Annotated in this window: 15 protein-coding genes and 1 pseudogene; 5 read left to right on the top strand and 11 right to left on the bottom strand. The window is 71.7% G+C overall.

Annotated elements, in window-relative coordinates; translation table 11 throughout:
- Nucleotides 1-37 precede the first annotated feature (37 nt).
- From ACQ86L_RS13140 to hemE, 9 genes are read right to left on the bottom strand one after another with little or no spacing between them, the layout of a single operon-like run.
- On the bottom strand, nucleotides 38-862 hold the full coding sequence (locus tag ACQ86L_RS13140) for a uroporphyrinogen-III synthase (RefSeq protein ID WP_434315792.1): 825 nt from the start codon (nucleotides 860-862) through the stop codon (nucleotides 38-40).
- A complete protein-coding gene (gene hemC, locus ACQ86L_RS13135) occupies nucleotides 862-1,860 on the bottom strand; it encodes a hydroxymethylbilane synthase (protein WP_434315791.1) in 999 nt (332 codons plus the stop codon). The genes ACQ86L_RS13140 and hemC overlap by 1 nt, the downstream gene beginning before the upstream one ends.
- Nucleotides 1,857-3,038, bottom strand: a complete 1,182-nt coding sequence (locus ACQ86L_RS13130; protein ID WP_434315790.1) for a ferrochelatase — start codon at nucleotides 3,036-3,038, stop codon at nucleotides 1,857-1,859. Before ACQ86L_RS13130 ends, hemC begins: the two co-directional genes overlap by 4 nt.
- Complete coding sequence (hemQ, locus tag ACQ86L_RS13125; protein ID WP_434315789.1) at nucleotides 3,035-3,769, bottom strand: hydrogen peroxide-dependent heme synthase; 735 nt, start codon at nucleotides 3,767-3,769, stop codon at nucleotides 3,035-3,037. The genes ACQ86L_RS13130 and hemQ overlap by 4 nt, the downstream gene beginning before the upstream one ends.
- Nucleotides 3,770-3,812: 43 nt before the next feature.
- Nucleotides 3,813-4,028 (bottom strand): DUF3618 domain-containing protein, encoded by a 216-nt coding sequence (locus ACQ86L_RS13120; RefSeq protein ID WP_345838641.1) that lies wholly within the window; start codon nucleotides 4,026-4,028, stop codon nucleotides 3,813-3,815.
- Nucleotides 4,018-4,428, bottom strand: a complete 411-nt coding sequence (locus ACQ86L_RS13115) for a phage holin family protein (RefSeq protein ID WP_345838642.1) — start codon at nucleotides 4,426-4,428, stop codon at nucleotides 4,018-4,020. Before ACQ86L_RS13115 ends, ACQ86L_RS13120 begins: the two co-directional genes overlap by 11 nt.
- Before the next feature lie 36 nt (nucleotides 4,429-4,464).
- Nucleotides 4,465-4,749 carry a hypothetical protein gene (locus ACQ86L_RS13110; protein WP_434315788.1) on the bottom strand — a complete coding sequence of 95 codons (285 nt, stop codon included), beginning with the start codon at nucleotides 4,747-4,749 and terminating at the stop codon, nucleotides 4,465-4,467.
- Between the two features lie 43 nt (nucleotides 4,750-4,792).
- On the bottom strand, nucleotides 4,793-6,436 hold the full coding sequence (locus ACQ86L_RS13105) for a protoporphyrinogen/coproporphyrinogen oxidase (protein ID WP_434315787.1): 1,644 nt from the start codon (nucleotides 6,434-6,436) through the stop codon (nucleotides 4,793-4,795).
- The gene (gene hemE, locus ACQ86L_RS13100; protein WP_434315786.1) at nucleotides 6,433-7,593 is read right to left on the bottom strand and encodes a uroporphyrinogen decarboxylase; all 1,161 of its coding nucleotides are present in this window, start codon (nucleotides 7,591-7,593) and stop codon (nucleotides 6,433-6,435) included. Before hemE ends, ACQ86L_RS13105 begins: the two co-directional genes overlap by 4 nt.
- 113 nt (nucleotides 7,594-7,706) lie before the next feature.
- On the opposite strand from hemE, the gene ACQ86L_RS13095 reads away from it, so the two are divergent.
- The 5 genes from ACQ86L_RS13095 (at nucleotide 7,707) to ACQ86L_RS13075 (ending at nucleotide 15,160) form a co-directional block, all read left to right on the top strand.
- Entirely contained in the window at nucleotides 7,707-9,008 is a 1,302-nt protein-coding gene (locus ACQ86L_RS13095; protein ID WP_434315785.1) for a glutamyl-tRNA reductase, read from the top strand.
- 34 nt (nucleotides 9,009-9,042) lie between these two features.
- Nucleotides 9,043-9,666, top strand: coding sequence for a GNAT family N-acetyltransferase (locus ACQ86L_RS13090; protein ID WP_434315784.1), 624 nt, complete (start codon nucleotides 9,043-9,045; stop codon nucleotides 9,664-9,666).
- Between the two features lie 65 nt (nucleotides 9,667-9,731).
- The gene (locus tag ACQ86L_RS13085; protein ID WP_434315783.1) at nucleotides 9,732-11,120 is read left to right on the top strand and encodes a glycine--tRNA ligase; all 1,389 of its coding nucleotides are present in this window, start codon (nucleotides 9,732-9,734) and stop codon (nucleotides 11,118-11,120) included.
- Nucleotide 11,121: 1 nt separating this feature from the next.
- On the top strand, nucleotides 11,122-12,546 hold the full coding sequence (locus tag ACQ86L_RS13080; RefSeq protein ID WP_434315782.1) for a hypothetical protein: 1,425 nt from the start codon (nucleotides 11,122-11,124) through the stop codon (nucleotides 12,544-12,546).
- Between the two features lie 52 nt (nucleotides 12,547-12,598).
- A complete protein-coding gene (locus ACQ86L_RS13075; protein WP_434315781.1) occupies nucleotides 12,599-15,160 on the top strand; it encodes a bifunctional lysylphosphatidylglycerol flippase/synthetase MprF in 2,562 nt (853 codons plus the stop codon).
- Between the two features lie 76 nt (nucleotides 15,161-15,236).
- On the opposite strand, the pseudogene ACQ86L_RS13070 reads toward ACQ86L_RS13075, so the two are convergent.
- Together ACQ86L_RS13070 and ACQ86L_RS13065 are read right to left on the bottom strand one after the other, a co-directional pair.
- A pseudogene (locus ACQ86L_RS13070) lies at nucleotides 15,237-16,150 on the bottom strand (serine hydrolase).
- 157 nt (nucleotides 16,151-16,307) lie between these two features.
- On the bottom strand, nucleotides 16,308-18,263 hold the full coding sequence (locus ACQ86L_RS13065) for a M13 family metallopeptidase (RefSeq protein WP_434315780.1): 1,956 nt from the start codon (nucleotides 18,261-18,263) through the stop codon (nucleotides 16,308-16,310).
- Between the last annotated feature and the right edge of the window lie 25 nt (nucleotides 18,264-18,288).

The following is an 18,288-nucleotide window of genomic DNA, read 5'->3' as shown; positions in this document are numbered from 1 at the left end:
CCGTACGACGGGATGCAACTCACTCACTCTCCCCAGCCTACGCCGCACCACTGGGTGCCCGCGCACGCTCAGGAGGCGGCGGACCGGTTCGCGGTCGCGGCGGCGGCGACCGCCTCGATGAGGAGGCCGCCGTGCGCTCGTCGGCGATCACGTCGACGCGGAGGCCGTACTCGCGGGCATCCCGCGCGGTCTGCGGGCCGATCGCCGCGACGAGGGTGCTCTCGGGGATCGGGCCGAGCTGCACCTGCACCTGCTCGGCCACCGAGCCGCTCGTGACGAGGATGGCCTGCACGAGGCCCTCGCGCACGTCGGCGCGGATGGTCTCCGGCACGGGGATTCCGATCGTGCGGTACGCGACGACGGACTCCACGTCGTGGCCGATACGACGCAGCCCCTCGGTGAGGAGGGGCTTGGCGATCTCGGAGCGGAGGGTGAGGATGCGCAGCGGGACGACGCCCTCGGTCGCGGCCTCCCACTCGGCGAGCAGTCCGCGCGCGGAGTTGTCCTCCGCCGGGACCAGGTCGACGGCGTACCCGGCGGCCGCCAGCGCGGCGGCCGTGGTCTCGCCGACGGCCGCGATGCGGGTGGAGGGCGGGACGACCGCGCGGGCCGCGCTCAGCACGTCGACCGTGGTGGCGCTGGTGACCGTCACCCAGTCGAAGCCGCCGGCCGCGAGCCGCGCGAGGGCGGCCTCCAGGGCGGGGGCGTCGGCGGTCGGCGCGAAGTTGATCATCGCGGCCACCACCGGGGAGGCGCCCTTGGCACGGAGATCGGCGGCGACCGAGTCGCCCCACGGCCCTCCCCGGGGCACGAGCACCCGCCAGCCGGCGAGCGGCTTCGGAGAGGACGGCGTGGAGGGCATCATTCGCTCCCGAGCGGGGCCAGGTCGGCAGCCCCCGCGCCGAGCAGTTCGGCCACCACGCGGGCGCCGACCTCGCGCGCGGCCTCGTCGAGGTCGGCGAGGCCGAAGGAGTCCGGAGTGGCGGCGTGGGATGCCGTGAGCCGCTCGGTCCCGTCCGGGCGGTACACGGTGGCGGTGAGGAACAGGAGGCCGTCGTCGACCAGCGCGGACGCCCCGATCGGGGCGGCGCAGCCTGCTTCGAGACCGGCGAGCACGGCGCGCTCGGCGGTGGCGCAGGCGTGCGTGGTCGCGTGGTCGACGGCCTTCAGCGCCCGGGCGACGTCGCCGCGGCCGGTCTGCTCGCCCGAGCGGACCTCCAGTGCGAGCGCGCCCTGGCCGGGAGCGGTCGGCACCTGCGACAGCGCGAAGAAGTCGGTCACCGCGTCGAGGCGGCCGAGGCGGCCGAGGCCCGCGGCGGCGAGCACGACGGCGTCGAGGTCGCCGTCCGCCACCCGGCCGAGCCGGGTGTCCACGTTGCCGCGGATGTCCACGACCTCCAGGTCCGGCCGCACCGACTTGAGCTGGGCGACGCGGCGCGGCGAGCCGGTGCCCACTTTGGCGCCCTCCGGCAGCGCGTCGAGCGTCAGGCCGTCGCGCGCGCAGAGCGCGTCCCTGGCGTCCGCCCGCTTGGGCACCGCGCCGATGACCAGCCCCGGAGCCGGCGCGGTCGGGAGGTCCTTGAGCGAGTGGACGAGGAGGTCGCACTCGTCCGCGAGAAGGGCCTCCCGCAGCGCGGTGGCGAAGACCCCCGTGCCGCCGAGCTCCGACAGCGACTCGCGCGAGGTGTCCCCGTGAGTGGTGATCGCGACCAACTCGATGTCGAGCCCGGTCGCCCGCGCGATCGACTCGGCGACAGCGGTCGTCTGCGCGACCGCGAGCGCGCTGCCCCGCGTGCCGATGCGCAGCACGCCGTCGCGACGCGCGGACGCGCTCTCGGCCCTGCTCACCGTGCCGCTCACGGCGCGAGCCCCGCGGCAGCCGGCTTGAATCCGAGGCGGACGTTCTCGCAGCAGCCCGGGCGGCACACGTCGTACCAGGGGCCGAGCGTCGTGAGCGCCGGACGCTGCTCGACCGGGACGCCGTCGCGGCGCTCCAGGACGAGGTCGACCAGGCCCTTCACGTAGCGGGCGTGCGTGCCGGGGGTGGGTACGCGGACGGCGACGAGGCCGTTCTCCTGGCTGGTCTCCATCGCCTCGTTGTCGAGGTCCCAGAGCACTTCCATGTGGTCGCTCACGAACCCGAGCGGGACGATGATGACGGCCTTGACGCCGAGCGCCGGGAGTTCCGCGATGCGGTCGTTGATGTCGGGCTCCAGCCACGGCATCGACGGCGGGCCCGAGCGCGACTGGTAGACCAGGTCCCAGCCGATGACGCCGCCTGCGGCCTCCTGCGAGACGACCTCCGCGACGGCGAGGTGCTGGGCCGCGTAGGCGCCGCCCTCGCCGAAGCCGCGGTCGGCGGGGCCGGACCGCGCGGCATCCGTCGACGGGATGGAGTGCGTCGAGTACAGGATGCGGATCTCGGTCGCCGGGTCGATGCCCGGGATGCGCTCGCGCAGCTCGTCCACGGCGTTGCGGACGCCCTCGATGAACGGCTCCACGAAGCCGGGGTGGTCGAAGAACTGGCGCACCTTGTCGATCTGGATGGTGCCCTCCAGCCCCTTCTCCTCCAGCACACGGGCGAAGTCCTCGCGGTACTGGCGGCAGCTCGAGTAGGAGGAGTACGCGCTCGTCGCGATGGCGATCAGCTTGGTGAGGCCGCGCTCCTGCGCCTCGGCGAGGGCGTCCTCCAGGTACGGGTCCCAGTTGCGGTTGCCCCACAGCACGGGGAGGTCGATGCCGCGCGACGCGAGCTCGGCCTCCAGCGCGGCCTTGAGCTCGCGGTTCTGGTCGTTGATCGGGCTCACGCCGCCGAAGTGGCGGTAGTGGTGCGCGACCTCCTCCAGCCGCTCCTCCGGGATGCCGCGCCCGCGGGTCACGTTGCGGAGGAACGGGATGACGTCGTCCTGACCCTCCGGGCCGCCGAAGCCGGCGAGGAGGATCGCGTCGTACGCGACCGGCTCGGTCACATGCTCCGGGCCGGACGCGGCGGCGGCGGTCGCGCCGAGCACCCGCGGAACGGCCGTCGTGTCCGTCACTGCAGCACCTCGACGACCTCGGCGGGCTGGATGCGGCGGCCGGTGTAGAACGGGACCTCTTCGCGCACATGGCGGCGGGCCTCGGTGTAGCGGAGGTCGCGCATCACGTCCACCAGGTCGGTGAGCTCGTCGGCCTCCAGCGGAAGGATCCACTCGTAATCGCCGAGGGCGAACGCCGCGACCGTGTTGGCCAGCACCCCGCGGAACGCGGCGCCCTTGCGGCCGTGCTCGGCGAGCATCTTCGAGCGGTCGGCGTCGGGCAGCAGATACCACTCGTAGCTGCGCACGAACGGGTAGACGCACAGCCAGCCCTTCGGCTCCTTGCCGCGCAGGAAGCCGGGGACGTGCTGGCGGTTGAACTCGGCGTCGCGGTGCACGCCCATCGCGTTCCAGGTCGGCAGGAGCGCCTTGAACAGGCGGGTGCGGCGGAGCTGGCGGAGACCCCACTGCAGCGTCTCGGCCTCCGGACCGTGCAGCCAGATCATGATGTCCGCGTCGGCCTTGAGGCCGCTCACGTCATAGAGTCCGCGGGTGACGACGCCCTGCAGCTCGATGTCGGCGATGACGCCTTCGAGCTCCTGGACGGCCTTGGGGACGTCGGTGCCGTCGAGGTCGTCGGGACGGGCGGGGTCGCGGCGCAGGACGGCCCACAGGGTGAAGCCGCTGGGGCTTTCGGGGGCGGTGTCTTCGGGGGTGGTCGACTCTGCCGGAACGGCAGCCGGGGTACTCATACCGACAGTCTCCCTCGCAAAGCTGAGAAGGCAAAAACCAGGGTCAGCGGCGGGAGGCGGCGACGATCCCCCAGACCGCGCCTCCCACGACCACGGCCACCCCGACCGCGATGCCGACGAGCGCGAGCGGGTTGTCGTCGCGGAGTCGCCGGAACCGCTCGGACGCCCGCGCGGGCACGTTGACCTTGTACTGGATGGCGTCGATGGTCGCGGCCAGGTCGGCCCGGGCCTTCTCGACGCCGCTTCGGTCAGTTGTCATACTTGCCCAGCCCCTTCACGGCGTCGATGTCGGACTTGACGCTGGCGATGGTCTCCTTGGGCGCCGCGCCGTCCACCCGCTTGAGCGAGCCGACGCCGATCAGCGCGAGGATCACCGCGATGAGGACGAGGCCGCCGAAGACGATGAGTGCGGCGGCCCACCCGGGCAGCACGAGCGCCAGCCCCAGGATCGCCGCGGCGACGAGCACGCCGAGCGCGAAGAAGAGGAAGGCCGCGGCCACCACGAAGAGCCCTATGCCGATCCCGGCATACTTCGCCTTCTCGGCGTACTCGGCCTTCAGGTTCGCGAGCTCGGCCTTGACGAGCTGGATCAGCAGCCGCGGGAGCGACGCGATCAGCTCACCGAGCGACTGCGATCTGGCACGTTCCCGATCGGTCATCGGCTCACCGCCCTTCCGTGACACTCGTACTGCGCGCTACCGGATCACTTCGTCAGGATCATCTCGCGTGACGGCGACGACGGCCACCCCCGTCGTGCGCGAGTCGGCGCGAGCCTCCTTGCGGCGATCGTTCGCCCGGACCACGGCCTTCTTGATCGTGATGTAGAGCGCTTCGGGAGCCTCGCCGATCTTCTCGGCGACGAAGTCCTCGACGGCGTTCACCTGCTTTTGCACCCCCGGCGACTCCCAGACCTTGAGGGCGGCCGACTTCATCTGGTCGTAACGCTTGCGACCGGCGCGCGTGCCGAGCACGTAGCCCACCGCCGCCCCCGTCACGAAGAGAATCTTGCCCCGCATTCCGTCCTCACCCCTCCAGGTCGTCGGTCAGTGCCTTCCAGCGTAGACCCCTGGCCCGTTCCGCCACCCGGCGCGCGTCCGGGATGACGGACGCGAGACCGGTTCCGGTCAGCCAGGAGCCGGTCACCTCGAGGCCTTCGACGTTCTCAGCTCCATCGCGGACGCGCTGGATGCGCTCCCGCTGCCCCACTGTCGCATAGGGGAGGGCGTTCGTCCAGGGGGTCCGGGCGAACGCGGAGACTGCGGATTCCGTGAGCGGAATATTCAGCAGTACCGCGGCGTCGGCGACCGCGCGCGCCCGGAGCTCGGCATCGGAGAGCGCCGGCGTCTCGGGCGCGCGGCCGGCGCGGCCGTACGAGAGCCGGACGACGTGGCGGCCGGGGCCCGCGGCCTCCGCGACCCACGCCCACTTGGCGCTGGAGTGCGTCATCGCCTTGGCGGAGACGCCGGAGTCGGGACTGTCGGCGACGAGCACGCCGGTGCCGCGCGGTGCGGCGCCGACCCGGTCGTCGGTGAGGACGAGCGTGACCAGCTCGACGCTGGACGCGGGAGGCCAGTCGAGGGCGGCGAGGTCGCCGAGGGCTTCGTCCATGCCGGGCAGGAGCGCAAGGGCGGCGTCGGCGGGGGCGGTGACCACCACGGCGTCGGCGTCGAGGGTGGAGCCGTCCGCGAGGGTGACGGTCCAGCGTGCGGGGCGCGGGGCGGCGGGCTCCTCGGTGGGTTCGGCCGGCTCGGCCGGGGGCTGCCCGGCGAGCGCGAGTCCGTCGAGCGCGGCCTCGTCGGCGGCGTCGGCCATCGCGGCCTCCACGGCAGCGGCGGCGACGTCCTCCGGAGCGGGCGCGACCCACGGCGCCACCGATGCGACCGCCGCGTCGGTGCGGATGGTCCCGCCTCGTTCCTCGATGTCCGCGGCGAGCGCTGCCGGAAGGCGCCACATGCCCCCGCGGATGCCTCCCACCGCGCTCCCCGCCTTGGCGGCGGCGCGCAGCTCGCCGACGGCGCCGGACAGCGAGCCGAGCCGGGTGAGGGCCGCGTTGAGTCCGGGAGCGACCACATCGACGTCGAGGTCGTCGGGGTCGGCCGAGTACACGCCTGTCACGACCGGGGACACCAGCTCGGTGAGGACCTTCGACCCCATGCGCTTGCGGACCAGGGTGCCGAGCTTGCGCTCCTGGCCGATCTTCAGCACAGGGAGGAGCCGGTCCACGTACGCGCGCACGGCGCCGCCCCAGCCGATCGCGGCGACGACGTCCGTCGCCAACGGGGAGCTCGGGATGCCGAGCAGGCCGGCCTTCGGCAGCGGGACGGTGCGCGAGCCGTTGCGGACCCACGCGCCGGCCGGGTTCGGCTCCACGACGTCGTCCGCCAGGCCCAGCTCTGTCAGCAGGGCGGCGACGTGGCCGCCGCGGGTCGCGAAGCTCTCGGCGCCGGCGTCGACCGTGATGCCGCCGAGCTCCAGCGGCGCCACCGAACCGCCCACGCGGCCGGACGCCTCCAGCACGGTGACCTCGAAGCCGGGGCGGGCGCACTCGCGCGCCACGACCAGCCCGGAGACGCCGCCGCCGATCACGACGATGCGCGTCGGCGCGGCCTCCACCGCGTGCCGGACGCTCTCCGTGACGGCGTCGTGATCGAGCGGCTCGGAGGTCATGCCCGCCATCCGTGGACGAGCTCGACCACGCGGGTCAGCACGGTCGGGTCGGTCTCGGGCGGGACGCCGTGGCCCAGGTTGAGCACGTGCGCCGGCGCCTCCCGCCCGCGCTCCAGGACGTCGACGACGTGCGCCGAGAGCACGTCCCAGGGCGCGTCGAGCATGGCGGGGTCCACATTGCCCTGCACCGGGACGACGTGGCCGAGCCGGCGGGCGGCCTCGTCCAGCGGCGTGCGGTAGTCGACCCCGACCGCGTCGGCGCCCACCCCGTGCATCGCCTTGAGGAGCTCGCCGGTGCCGACGCCGAAGTGCACGATCGGCACGTTGCGGACCAGCGGCTCGTCGTTCGCCGGCGCGTCACCGACGGCGTCCACGCCGGTCACAGGAGGCTGCGGCACCTCGTAGGTGAGGTCGCGGATGTGTGAGAGAGCACGCGCCGATGCGGGGGCGACGTGCTCGACGTAGTCGTGCAGCGACAGCGACCCGGCCCACGAGTCGAAGAGCTGGGCGGCGCTCGCTCCCGCCAGGAGCTGCGCCCGCAGGAAGGCCCCGGTCACGTCGGCGCTCCACGCCATCAGCCGGGCCCAGGTCTTCGGGTCGGCGTGCATGAGCGTGCGGGCGCGGATGTGGTCCTTGGAGGGGCCGCCCTCCACGAGGTAGGCGGCCAGGGTGAAGGGGGCGCCGGCGAAGCCGATCAGCGGGGTGTCGCCGAGCTCGGCCGTCGTCAGGCGCACGGCCTCGGCGATCGGCGCGAACGTGTCGGCGCCGAGCGAGGCCGGGTCGACCTCCTCCAGCCGTGCGACGTCGTCGGCGGTGCGCACTGGGCTCTCGAACACCGGGCCCTTGCCGGGCTGGATCTCCACGGCCACACCAGCGAGCTTCAGCGGCACCACGATGTCGCTGAAGAAGATGCCGGCGTCCACGCCGTGGCGGCGCACCGGCTGCAGCGTGATCTCGCTCGCCATCGCGGGGTCGAGGCAGGCGTCGAGCATGCGCGTGCCGACGCGCAGCTCCCGGTACTCGGGCAGCGACCGCCCGGCCTGGCGCATGAACCAGACGGGCACGGTCTCCTGGCGTTCGCCCTGATAGGAGCGGATCAGGCGGCTGCCCGCGGTTCGGCCTTCGGAGAGCGGGTGGGTCGGGTCGAGGGAGGTCACCCGATGATTCTGCCAGGGCCGAATCTGCCAATCCCCCGGGAATCCTGTCGAACCGGCTCAGGACGGGGTACTCCGATTCGAGTCTGGTCGGCGCCGAGCGTATTCTTTCCCCCGTGCTTCTCTGCTTCTCGTCGAGCCACCGCACTGCGGAGTTCGACCTCCTCGAACGGCTCGAGCGCCATGCGCCGGCCGTCACCGCGGCACTCGCGGAGCAGCACGGGATCGTCGCAGGCTCGGTCGTCCTCGCCACCTGCAACCGCTTCGAGGCCTACCTCGACGTGGACGCGCAGCCGCTCGCCGCGGACGCGACCGCGGACCGGCTGATCGAGACCGTCGCCGCCGCCAGCGGCATCGACTCCGGCCTCCTCCGCTCCTCCAGCGCCGTCTACAGCGACGACGCCGTCGCCGAACACCTCTTCTCCGTCTCCAGTGGCCTCGAGTCCGTCGTGGTCGGGGAGGGCGAGATCGCCGGACAGGTACGCCGCGCCTTGGAGGCGGCCCGCACCTCCGGCACCGTGACCGGGAACCTGGAGCGCGTCTTCCAGGTCGCGTCGCGTACCTCCCGCGGGGTCAAGAACCAGACCGGCATCATGACGGCCGGCCGCTCGATGGTCCGCCTCGCGCTGGAGCTCGCGGAGAGCCGGATCAGCGACTGGGCGGCCGTGCGCGTGCTGCTCGTCGGGACCGGCAAGTACGCCGGCGCCAGCCTGGCCGCGCTGCGCGAGCGCGGCGCGGTCGACGTGCAGGTGTTCTCGCCGACCGGGCGCGCGTCGAAGTTCGCCCTGTCGCACGACGTCGTCCCCGTCGAGTCCGACGACCTCCTGGAGGCGCTCGGCGCCGCGGACCTCGTCGTCACCTGCTCGGCCGTCACCGAGCACGTCATCACCCGCGCCCTGCTGGCGGACGCGATCGCCGCGCCGGATGCCGCGGCCCGCCGCCTCGTGATCGACCTCGGCCTCCCCCGCAATGTCGACCCGGCCGTCGCCGAGCTGCGGGACGTCGAGCTGCTCGACCTGGAGACCATCAGCATCCACGCGCCGGTCGAGGAGCTGAACGCCGCGGCCGACGCCCGGGAGCTCGTCGGCGCCGCCGCCGCGGAGTTCGCGGCGCAGAACGCCGAGCAGGCCGTCACGCCCGCGCTGGTCGCCCTCCGCACCCATGTCTTCGGCATCCTGGACGCGGAGATCGCCCGGGCCCGCTCGCGCGGCGACTCGACCGAGCAGACCGAGGCGGCGCTGCGCCACCTGGCCGGGGTCCTCCTGCACACCCCGTCGGTCCGGGCGCGCGAACTCGCCAGGAACGGCGAGGCGCAGGCGTTCGTGGACGCCACGTCGGCGCTGTTCGGCGTGGAGGTCGACGACGCGCCCCGCCCGCAGGCGCTCCGCGCCGTCGACGACGAGACCGCCGCCTCCTGACGTCCGTCCAGGAGCACCCACCAGAGGAGGACACGTGAGCGACGAGGCCACGATCACCGCCACCGAGCCGCACGCCGCCACCGGCCTGCCCTACGCCGCGGAGGAGCTGCGCACCGAGCGCCTGCTGCTGCGCCCGCTGAACAGCGGCGACCTGGAGAACGGCCACGAGTTCGAGCGCCTGAAGGACGTCGCCCGCTACCTGTTCTGGGAGGTGCACGACCACGACGAGTCGGCCGAGCACCTGCGCAAGCGCATCGCGATGAACCGGCTCGCCCACGACGGCGACGGCATCGTCTACGCGGTCGAGCTCCCGGACCCCGAGGGCGGCCACACCAGGGTCATCGGCCACGTGAGCCTGTTCCTCAAGAAGGCGGAGTGGGCGAAGTTCGAGATGGGCTGGGTCTTCCACCCGGCGGTGCACGGCCGCGGCTACGCGACCGAGGCGACGACCCGCCTCCTGGAGCTCTGCTTCGACTCCCTCGGCGGCCACCGCGTCTTCGCCCAGCTCGACGCCCGCAACGAGGCGTCGGCCCGCCTGTGCGGCATCCTCGGGATGAAGCAGGAGGCCCTGCTGCGCCAGAGCGAGATCTTCAAGGGCGAATGGTCGGACACCGCGGTGTTCGCGATCCTGGAGGACGACTTCCGCCCGAGCCGGTGAGGCCGCCGCATCCTCAGTAGGATGGACGGGTCCCCCCACACCCCGGCACCGAACAGGGAGCACCCATGGCCGCACCGTCGAGACTGGAATCCGTCATCACGCTGGCGCAGCACCGCGGATTCGTCTTCCCCTCCGGGGAGATCTACGGCGGCACCCGCTCCGCGTGGGACTACGGTCCCCTCGGCGTCGAGCTCAAGGAGAACATCAAGCGCGAGTGGTGGAACGCCTTCGTGCGCGGCCGCGGCGACATGGTCGGCCTGGACTCGGCGATCATCCTGCCGACCGCCGTGTGGGAGGCCTCCGGTCACGTGCAGGTCTTCAGCGACCCGCTGACCGAGTCGCTGATCACCCACAAGCGCTACCGCGCCGACCACCTCTTCGAGGCGTACGAGGCCGAGCACGGCCACCCGCCGGTGAACGGCCTCGACGACATCGCCGACCCCGACCACCCGGACAAGGTCGGCCAGTGGACGCCGATCCGGCAGTTCTCCGGCCTCATGAAGACCTTCCTCGGCGTCGTGGACGACGAGTCCGGCCTCCACTACATGCGCCCGGAGACCGCGCAGGGCATCTTCACCGACTTCGCGCACGTGCTGCAGGCCGCGCGCAAGAAGCCGCCGTTCGGCATCGGCCAGATCGGCAAGGCGTTCCGCAACGAGATCACGCCGGGCAACTTCATCTTCCGCACCCGCGAGTTCGAGCAGATGGAGATCGAGTACTTCGTCGAGCCCGGCACCGACGAGGAGTGGTTCCAGACCTGGATCGACCTGTGCTGGGACTGGTTCGTGGACCTCGGCATCGACCCGGCGAACATCCGCCGCCTGGAGCACGAGAAGGACAAGCTCGCGCACTACTCCAAGCGCACGATCGACATCGAGTACAAGTTCGACTTCGTCGGCAGCGAGTGGGGCGAGCTGATGGGCGTCGCCAACCGCACCGACTTCGACCTGAAGACGCACATCGAGCACTCGGGCAAAGACCTCAGCTACTTCGACCAGAACAAGAACGAGCGCTACGTGCCGTTCGTGATCGAGCCGTCCTTCGGCCTCACCCGCGCGCTGATGGCGTTCCTGGTCGACGCGTACGACGAGGAGGAGGTGCCGAACGCCAAGGGCGGCACCGACAAGCGCACGGTGCTGCACCTCGACCCGCGTCTCGCGCCCGTGAAGGTCGCCGTCCTCCCGCTGTCCCGCAACGAGGCGCTGTCGCCGCTCGCCCGCGGTCTGGCCGACAAGCTGCGCAAGCGCCGCAACGTCGACTTCGACGACTCGGGCGCGATCGGCCGCCGGTACCGCCGTCAGGACGAGATCGGCACGCCGCTCGCCGTCACGGTCGACTTCGACTCGCTCGAAGACGACGCCGTGACCGTGCGCAACCGCGACACGATGAAGCAGGAGCGCATCCCGCTGGAAGGCCTCGACCGATACCTCGCCGAGCGCCTGCGCGAGATCTGACGTGGCGGGCCCCGCACAGGCGGGTCAGCGGGTCTGGTCGTGGTGCGTGCGCCACGGCGCTCTGCTCTCCCTGATCGTCTCTGCCCTCCTGGTGCTCTACTTCGCGGTGTCGGTGATCCACTTCGCCCTCGACCGGCATCCGCTGTCGCTCCTCGACGAGCACGTCCACCTGGACACCGCCCTCAAGATGCACAAGGGCCAGCTCTCCTATCGGGGAGCGCTGATCGATCAGGGCGTCGTGCAGGAATGGGCGTGCGGGGTCGGCCACCAGGCCGGGCCCACGCTGCGCGGCTGCGCCGACCCGCTGCTGTCCGCGGAGTCGCTGCCGAGCGGCAAGTACACGAGCGGCTACATCCACTACCCGACGTACTTCGCGGGAGCGGAGCTGTTCCGGAGGCTCCTGGAGCTGTTCCCCGGCGACCACTACCCGCTGGACGAGTACCGGCTGTTCAGCGCCGTCGTGATGATCCTCGGCGTGATCGCCAGCGGTGTCGCCGCCTACGCGCTCGGCATCCGCCGAGTGGGACTGATCGCGGCGGTGACGGCCCCCGTCGCCGCGTCGACCATCATGGTCATGGGCGGCATCGTCAACCCGAACGCGCTGGGCGTGCTCTGCGGGGCGCTCATCGCGGGCACCGGCATCGGCTGGATGCGCCGCAACCGCGGCTTCCTGTGGTTCGCCCTGGCGAGCGCGTTCGGCGCGTGCGTGGCGGTGGTCTGCTCGCTGCCGGTGGGAGGCTTCCTCTTCGCGATCCTCGCCGTGCTCGTCGGCCGGCGCTTCGGCTGGACCGTCGGCCCCGAACGCTGGGATCCCCGGTGGTGGCAGCTCGGGACCCTGATCGCGATCGTGATCGCGCCCGTCGTGATCTGGGGGCGCTACATCGCGGCCTCCGCCACGGTCTCGAACGCCACGGTGTACGGCGGCCTCGCGTTCGAGGGCTGGCGCAAGGTGATCGTCGGCGTGTTCCAGGAGATCGCGTCCGTCCACACGCCGTGGACCGACTGGGACAAGGCCATGCCCGCATCCAAGGCCTTCCTCGGGCAGATCATGCGGGGGATCGCCGCCGGCTGGCCGGTCTGGCTGAGCGTGCTGATCTTCGGAGCCCTCGTCTACACGGTGCTCCGGAGCAACTTCGACGAGCGCTTCCAGTTCACCATCGTGAAGTTCGCGCCGCGCGTCCTGAACCCGCTCCACCTGCTCGCCCTCGGGACCCTGCTCACACTGCTGCTCTATCCCGTGGCCCTGCGGCTCTCCAACGTCGTCACGTTCGGGATCGACGTGGGGATCGTCGCCCGCTATTCGATCGCCTTCGGGCCGCTGCTCGTCATCCTGCTCCTGCTCCGCGTGCCGCAGCGCGCGACGCATTGGGTGATCGCGTTCGCCGGAGCATTCGGCATGATCGGCGTTGCAGGCGTCTGGCTGTAGCGCCCCCGAGACCATTGGCGGCTAGGGTGGGGGCCACCGCGACGGAGACACCATGAGCACGGCTCCCATTGACACCGCACCGGCGCCGCCGGCCGATCCCTCCCCGGGACGCCCGCCGGCGTGGGCGATGCTGCGCGCCTACGTGCAGATCGCCCCGGCGAGCGTGACGCTCGCCGTGATCCTGCTCGCGACCTCCATCGCGACCGGCACCCTGTGGAGCGCCGCGAGCGTGGGCGGCGGCTCGCTCGTCTGGGCGGCGGGCGTACCGACGACCATCCGGGCCGGGTACTGGTGGACGCCGGTCACGGCGCTCTTCGTGCCGGAGGACCCGATCCAGTTCGTGATCTCCTTCCTGCTGGCGCTGACGGTGCTCGCGGCGGCCGAACGGCTGCTCGGGACCGTGCGCCTGATCATCGCCTTCGTAGTCACCGGGGTGCTCGGCATCACGCTCGGCGTGCTCGGCCAGTGGGCGGCGGCGAACGTGGGGGAGATCCTCGCGCACGCCACCGAGTTCGACTTCACACTGGACCCGACCATCGGGATCGTGGGCGCACTGGTCACGGCGAGCGCGTTCGCGGCGACCCTGTGGCGGCGCCGGATCCGGCTGCTCACCTTCGCGACCGTCGTCATGTTCGTGCTCTACAACGGCGACCAGAACAACGTCTACCGGCTGTTCGCGGCGCTGCTCGGCCTCGCGCTCGGCGTCATCCTCCGCCGTGGGCCGCTGCACCGGATGCGCCGCAGCTCGCACGGGGAGACCCGCACCCTGGTCGCCGCGATCGTCGCGATCACCGCGATCGGCCCGCTCGCCGCGCTCCTGCCGCCGGGCGGCCTCGGCCCGCTCTCGTTCATCTCCGCGCTGTTCCAGCATCGGGAGGTCGCGGCAGCGACGGTGCTGGCGGCGTGCAAGGCCGCCGACACCACCAACTGCCGTGACGAGCTCGCCGCCGTCTCCGTGCAGGGGGTCGGTCCCCTGCTGCTCAGCCTGCTGCCGCTCGTGCTGCTCATCGTGACGGCCATCGGTCTCCGTCGCGGCCGGCACTTCGCGTGGCTGCTCGGGATCATCGTGAACGCTGCGATGGTCGTCCTCCCGTTCACGGCACTGCCCGGCGGCGAGATCACCATCGACGTGGAGAGCATCGACGCTCTCGCGCCCGCGATCGAGGTGCTGCTCTGGCTGCTGGCGACGATGCTGGTGCCACTGGCGTCGATCGCGCTGCTGGTGGCCACGCGGCGCCAGTTCCAGATCCGCGCGCCCAGGGACGCGGTGGTGCGCTTCACCATCCTGGCGGTCGTCGCGTTCGCCCTGCTCGGGGTGCTGTACCTGATCGCGGGCTTGGCGACGCTGTCGTCGTTCGTGCCGGAGGCCTCCATCGGCGACGTGTTCGCGTCGACGCTGCGCCGGTTCGTCCCGTCGGGCTTCGAGTCCGTGCTGGGCCCCGTCATCGTGCCGACGTCACCGTTCACGCTGCTGCTCTACCAGTGGGTCGGCCCGGTGTTCTGGACGATCTTCGTCATCGGCACGATGCGACTGTACCGGGCGACCTCCACCGGCCGCACGCTGGGCGACGAGCTGCGCTTCCGCGAGCTCCTGCACGCGGGCGGCGGCGGGACGCTGGGGTTCATGGGCACCTGGCCGGACAACGTCTACTGGTTCTCGGAGGACGGCGAGGCCGCCGTCGCCTACCGGGTGATCAACGGGGTGGCGATCACGCTGTCCGACCCGGTCTGCCGCCCCGACCGGGCCGAGCAGACGATCATCGACTTCATCGGCTTCTGCGACGCGAACAGCTGGACGCCCGCGTTCTACAGCATCCACGGCGCGTTCCTCCCGGTGTTCGAGTCGCTCGGCTGGCAGAGCGTGTCGGTCGGCGAGGAGACGCTGATGCACCCGCAGACCTTCGACATGCAGGGCAAGCCCTGGCAGAAGGTCCGCCAGGCGCACAACCGCGGGGTGAAGGAGCGCATCTCGACGCTGTGGACGACGTGGGCCGAGCTGGCCCCGATCCAGCAGAACCAGATCGTCGCGCTGAGCGAGCAGTGGGTGTCCGAGAAGGAGCTGCCCGAGATGGGCTTCACCCTCGGCGGGATGGCCGAGCTGAAGGACCCCGAGGTGCGGCTCTACCTCGCCTACAACCCGCAGGGCGACCTCCAGGCGGTCACGAGCTGGCTGCCGAGCTGGCAGGACGGCCGCGTGGTCGGCTACACGATCGACTTCATGCGCCGGGCGGACAAGAGCATCCCGGGCATCATGGAGTTCGTCATCGCGTCCGCGGCCCAGCGGATGCGCGGCGAGGGCGTGGAGGTGCTGAGCCTGTCGGGGGCGCCGCTGGCGACGAAGCCCACGGGGCCTGCTGACACCGACGCCTCCGATGAGGGGCCGGCGGTGATGGACCGGCTGCTCGCATTCCTGGCCAGGACGCTGGAGCCTGCATACGGGTTCGCCTCGCTGTTCGCGTTCAAGAGCAAGTTCAACCCGACCTACGAGACGCTGTGGCTGGCGTACCCGGACGCTGTCTCCCTCCCGGCGATCGGCAACGCGATCGGACGGGCGTACCTGCCGGACGCGAACGCACGGGAGTACCTGGCGCTGGCGCGGTCGCTGCTGGGGTGAGGGGCAGCGGGCCAGGGACGACCGTTGGTTCGACTACGACCCGGAAGACGCGTTCATGGCCGCGCGGTAGCCCGCCTCAGAACACATACTCCAGCAGATCCAGCCCCACCGTCCGCATCCCGTCGATCACCGACAGCCGTGCCGGCAGCGCCGTGTCGTCGAAGTACGTCGACACCGCGTAGGTGACCCCGCGCGCGGCCCGCGCAGCACGCCGACCTCACTGCGGACCCCGGCGTCGGTGCCGGTCTTGTTGACCAGCAGGATGCCGTGCTCCGGGTGGCGGTGCGAGTGCGGGTCGAGACCGAACGCGCTCGACACCAGGGAGAAGTCGCTGTTGAGGGACAGCCAGGAGATGACCTGGCGGCTCGTCGCGGCGTCCACGACCTCCCCGCGGGCCAGCGCCGAGAACAGCCAGGTCAGCTCGTTGGCGCTGCCGACCGAGAGCTGCGGGGCGTCGTCCGGGCCGCGGTGGTCGCGGACCAGGTCGAGGAGGGCGGTGCGGGTGAGGCCGAGGGACTCCGTGCGGGCGCTCACGGCCTCCAGGCCGACGCGGCGCAGCAGGACGTTGGTCGCGAGGTTGTCGCTCGTCGCGCCGACGAGGGCCGCCAGGTCGGCGACCGGGAGGGCGGGGACCTGCAGGTGCTGCCAGATGCCGGACTCCCCCGCGATGTCCTGGGGTGCGCGATCCAGCTGGGCCAGCGGGCTGAGCTGGTGCGACTGGAGGCGCGCGGCGACCTCCACCAGCAGCAGGACCTTGCCGATGCTCGCCGTGGGCATCACCACGTGGTCGTCGACCGAGAACAGCACCTCGCCTGTGGAGAGGTCCGTCGCCCGCGCCGAGACCTGCACGCCCTGCACGGCCAGCCGCCCGAGCGCGTCGAAGCCGCGGCTGAAGACCTCGGCGGCGGCGGGCGCGGACCCGCGGTGCCGGCCGCGGCGCGCACTGGCGTGCCGGCGGCGGTGGTCGGTCTCCGGGGTCTGGATCGTCACAGTCGCGCTGGGTCTTTCTTCCGAGTCGGGGCTTCGGTCCGTGCTGCGGTCCCCCGGCCCGCGACGCGGCGAGGCAGGGTGTCCTCGACGCGATAGGGACGATGTTACCTCGCCGGAGGGGTCGCCGGGCGATCCCTTTCGCGCACTCCCCGGCGCGTCACCAGATGGTCACGCGCTCCTCCGGAGCCAGCCACAGCTTGTCGCCGTCCGCGACCCCGAACGTCTCGTAGAAAGCGTCGATGTTGCGGACGATCTGGTTGCAGCGGAACTCGTTCGGCGAGTGCGGGTCGATCGCCAGCAGTCGGATGACCTCCTCGTCGCGGCCCTTCTGCTGCCAGGCCTGCGCCCAGCTGAGGAAGAACCGCTCCGCGCCGCTCAGTCCGTCGACCACGGGAGGCTCCTCGCCGCCGAGGGAGAGGAGGTACGCCTTCCACGCGATGCCGAGACCGCCGAGGTCGCCGATGTTCTCGCCGATGGTGAGGGCGCCGTTCACGTGGTGGTCGGGCACCTGCGCGGGGGCGAGCGCGTCGTACTGCGCGATCAGGCTGCCGGTGCGCTTTTCGAACGCGGCACGGTCGGCGGCCGTCCACCAGTCGTCCAGCTTGCCGTCGCCGTCGAACTTGGAGCCCTGGTCGTCGAAGCCGTGGCCGATCTCGTGGCCGATCACCGCGCCGATCGCGCCGTAGTTGGCTGCGGCGTCCCGGCTCTCGTCGAAGAACGGGTACTGCAGGATGGCCGCGGGGAAGACGATCTCGTTGAAGCCCGGGTTGTAGTAGGCGTTGATCGTCTGCGGGGTCATGAACCACTCGTCGCGGTCGATCGGCTTGCCGATCTTGTTCAGCTCGCGGTTGAACTCGAACAGCGCGGCGGCGCGCACGTTGGCGACCAGGTCGGTCGGGTCGATGACGAGCGCGGAGTAGTCGCGCCACTTCACGGGGTAGCCGATCTTGGGCGTGAACTTGCCGAGCTTGTCGAGCGCGCGGTCGCGGGTGTCCTCCCCCATCCATTCGAGCTTCTGGATGCTCTGCCGGTACGCCTCGATCAGGTTGGCGACCAGCTCGTCCATCTCCTGCTTGGCCGCAGGCGGGAAGTGCTTCTCGACGTAGATGCGGCCGACGGCCTCGCCCATCACGCCCTCCACGAGCGAGACGCCGCGCTTCCAGCGGGCCCGCATCTCCGGCGTGCCGGTGAGGGTGCGGCCGTAGAAGTCGAAGTTGGCGTCCACGAAGTCGCCGGTCAGGTACGGGGCGGAGTCGTGGATGATCTGCCAGGCCAGCCAGTCCTTCCACGACTGCAGCTTGTCCTCGGTGAGGAGGCCGGCGACGCCGGAGGTGAAGGACGGCTGGCGCAGGACCACCTCGGCGAGCGCGCCCTGCGGTGCGCCCAGGCCGGCGGCCCAGTCGTCGAGGCCCGTCGAGCCGAACAGGGCGGTGGCGTCGGCCCAGGAGAACAGGTTGTAGGTCTTCTCGGAGTCGCGGGAGGTCACGTTGTCCCAGTGCTGCGCGGCGATCTCCACTTCGAGGTCGTAGACCCGCTGGGCGCGCTCGGGGGCGTCCTGGAAGCCGGCCAGCTCGAACATCCGCTGCACGTGCGCGGCGAAGGCCTCCCGGATCGGCGCGAACCGCTCCTCGCGGAAGTAGGACTCGTCGGGCAGCGAGATGCCCGCCTGCTCGGCGAACACGAGGTAGCGGCTGGGGTCGCCCGGGTCGTTGTCGACGAAGAGCTGGTAGATGCCGCCGACGCCGTGCCGCTCCAGCTCGCCGAGGGTCTTCAGGAACTCCGGGATGGTGGCGACGTCGTCGGCGATCGCGAGCTGCGCGCGGATCGGCTCGACGCCGAGCGCGTCGACGCGGTCCTCGTCGAGGAAGCTCGTGTAGAGGTCGCCGAACTTGCGCTCCTCGGTGCCTTCGGGGGCGGTCTGCGCGGCCTCCACGATCTCGCGGACCGCGGCCTCCGACTTCTCGGCGAGCTCCATGAAGGAGCCCCAGCGCGCCTTGTCGCCCGGGATCTCGGTGCGGTCGATCCAGGTGCCGTTGACGTGCCGGAACAGGTCGTCCTGCGGGCGGATCGTGGGGTCGAGTTCGTCGGTGGCGATGCCGGAGGAGAGCGTCATGCGCTCCAGCCTACGGCGCGGGCGC

The sequence above is a fragment of the Leifsonia sp. P73 genome (assembly GCF_051059105.1).
Classification (GTDB): Bacteria; Actinomycetota; Actinomycetes; order Actinomycetales; family Microbacteriaceae; genus Leifsonia.
This window is presented reverse-complemented; position numbering and strand designations above follow the sequence as displayed.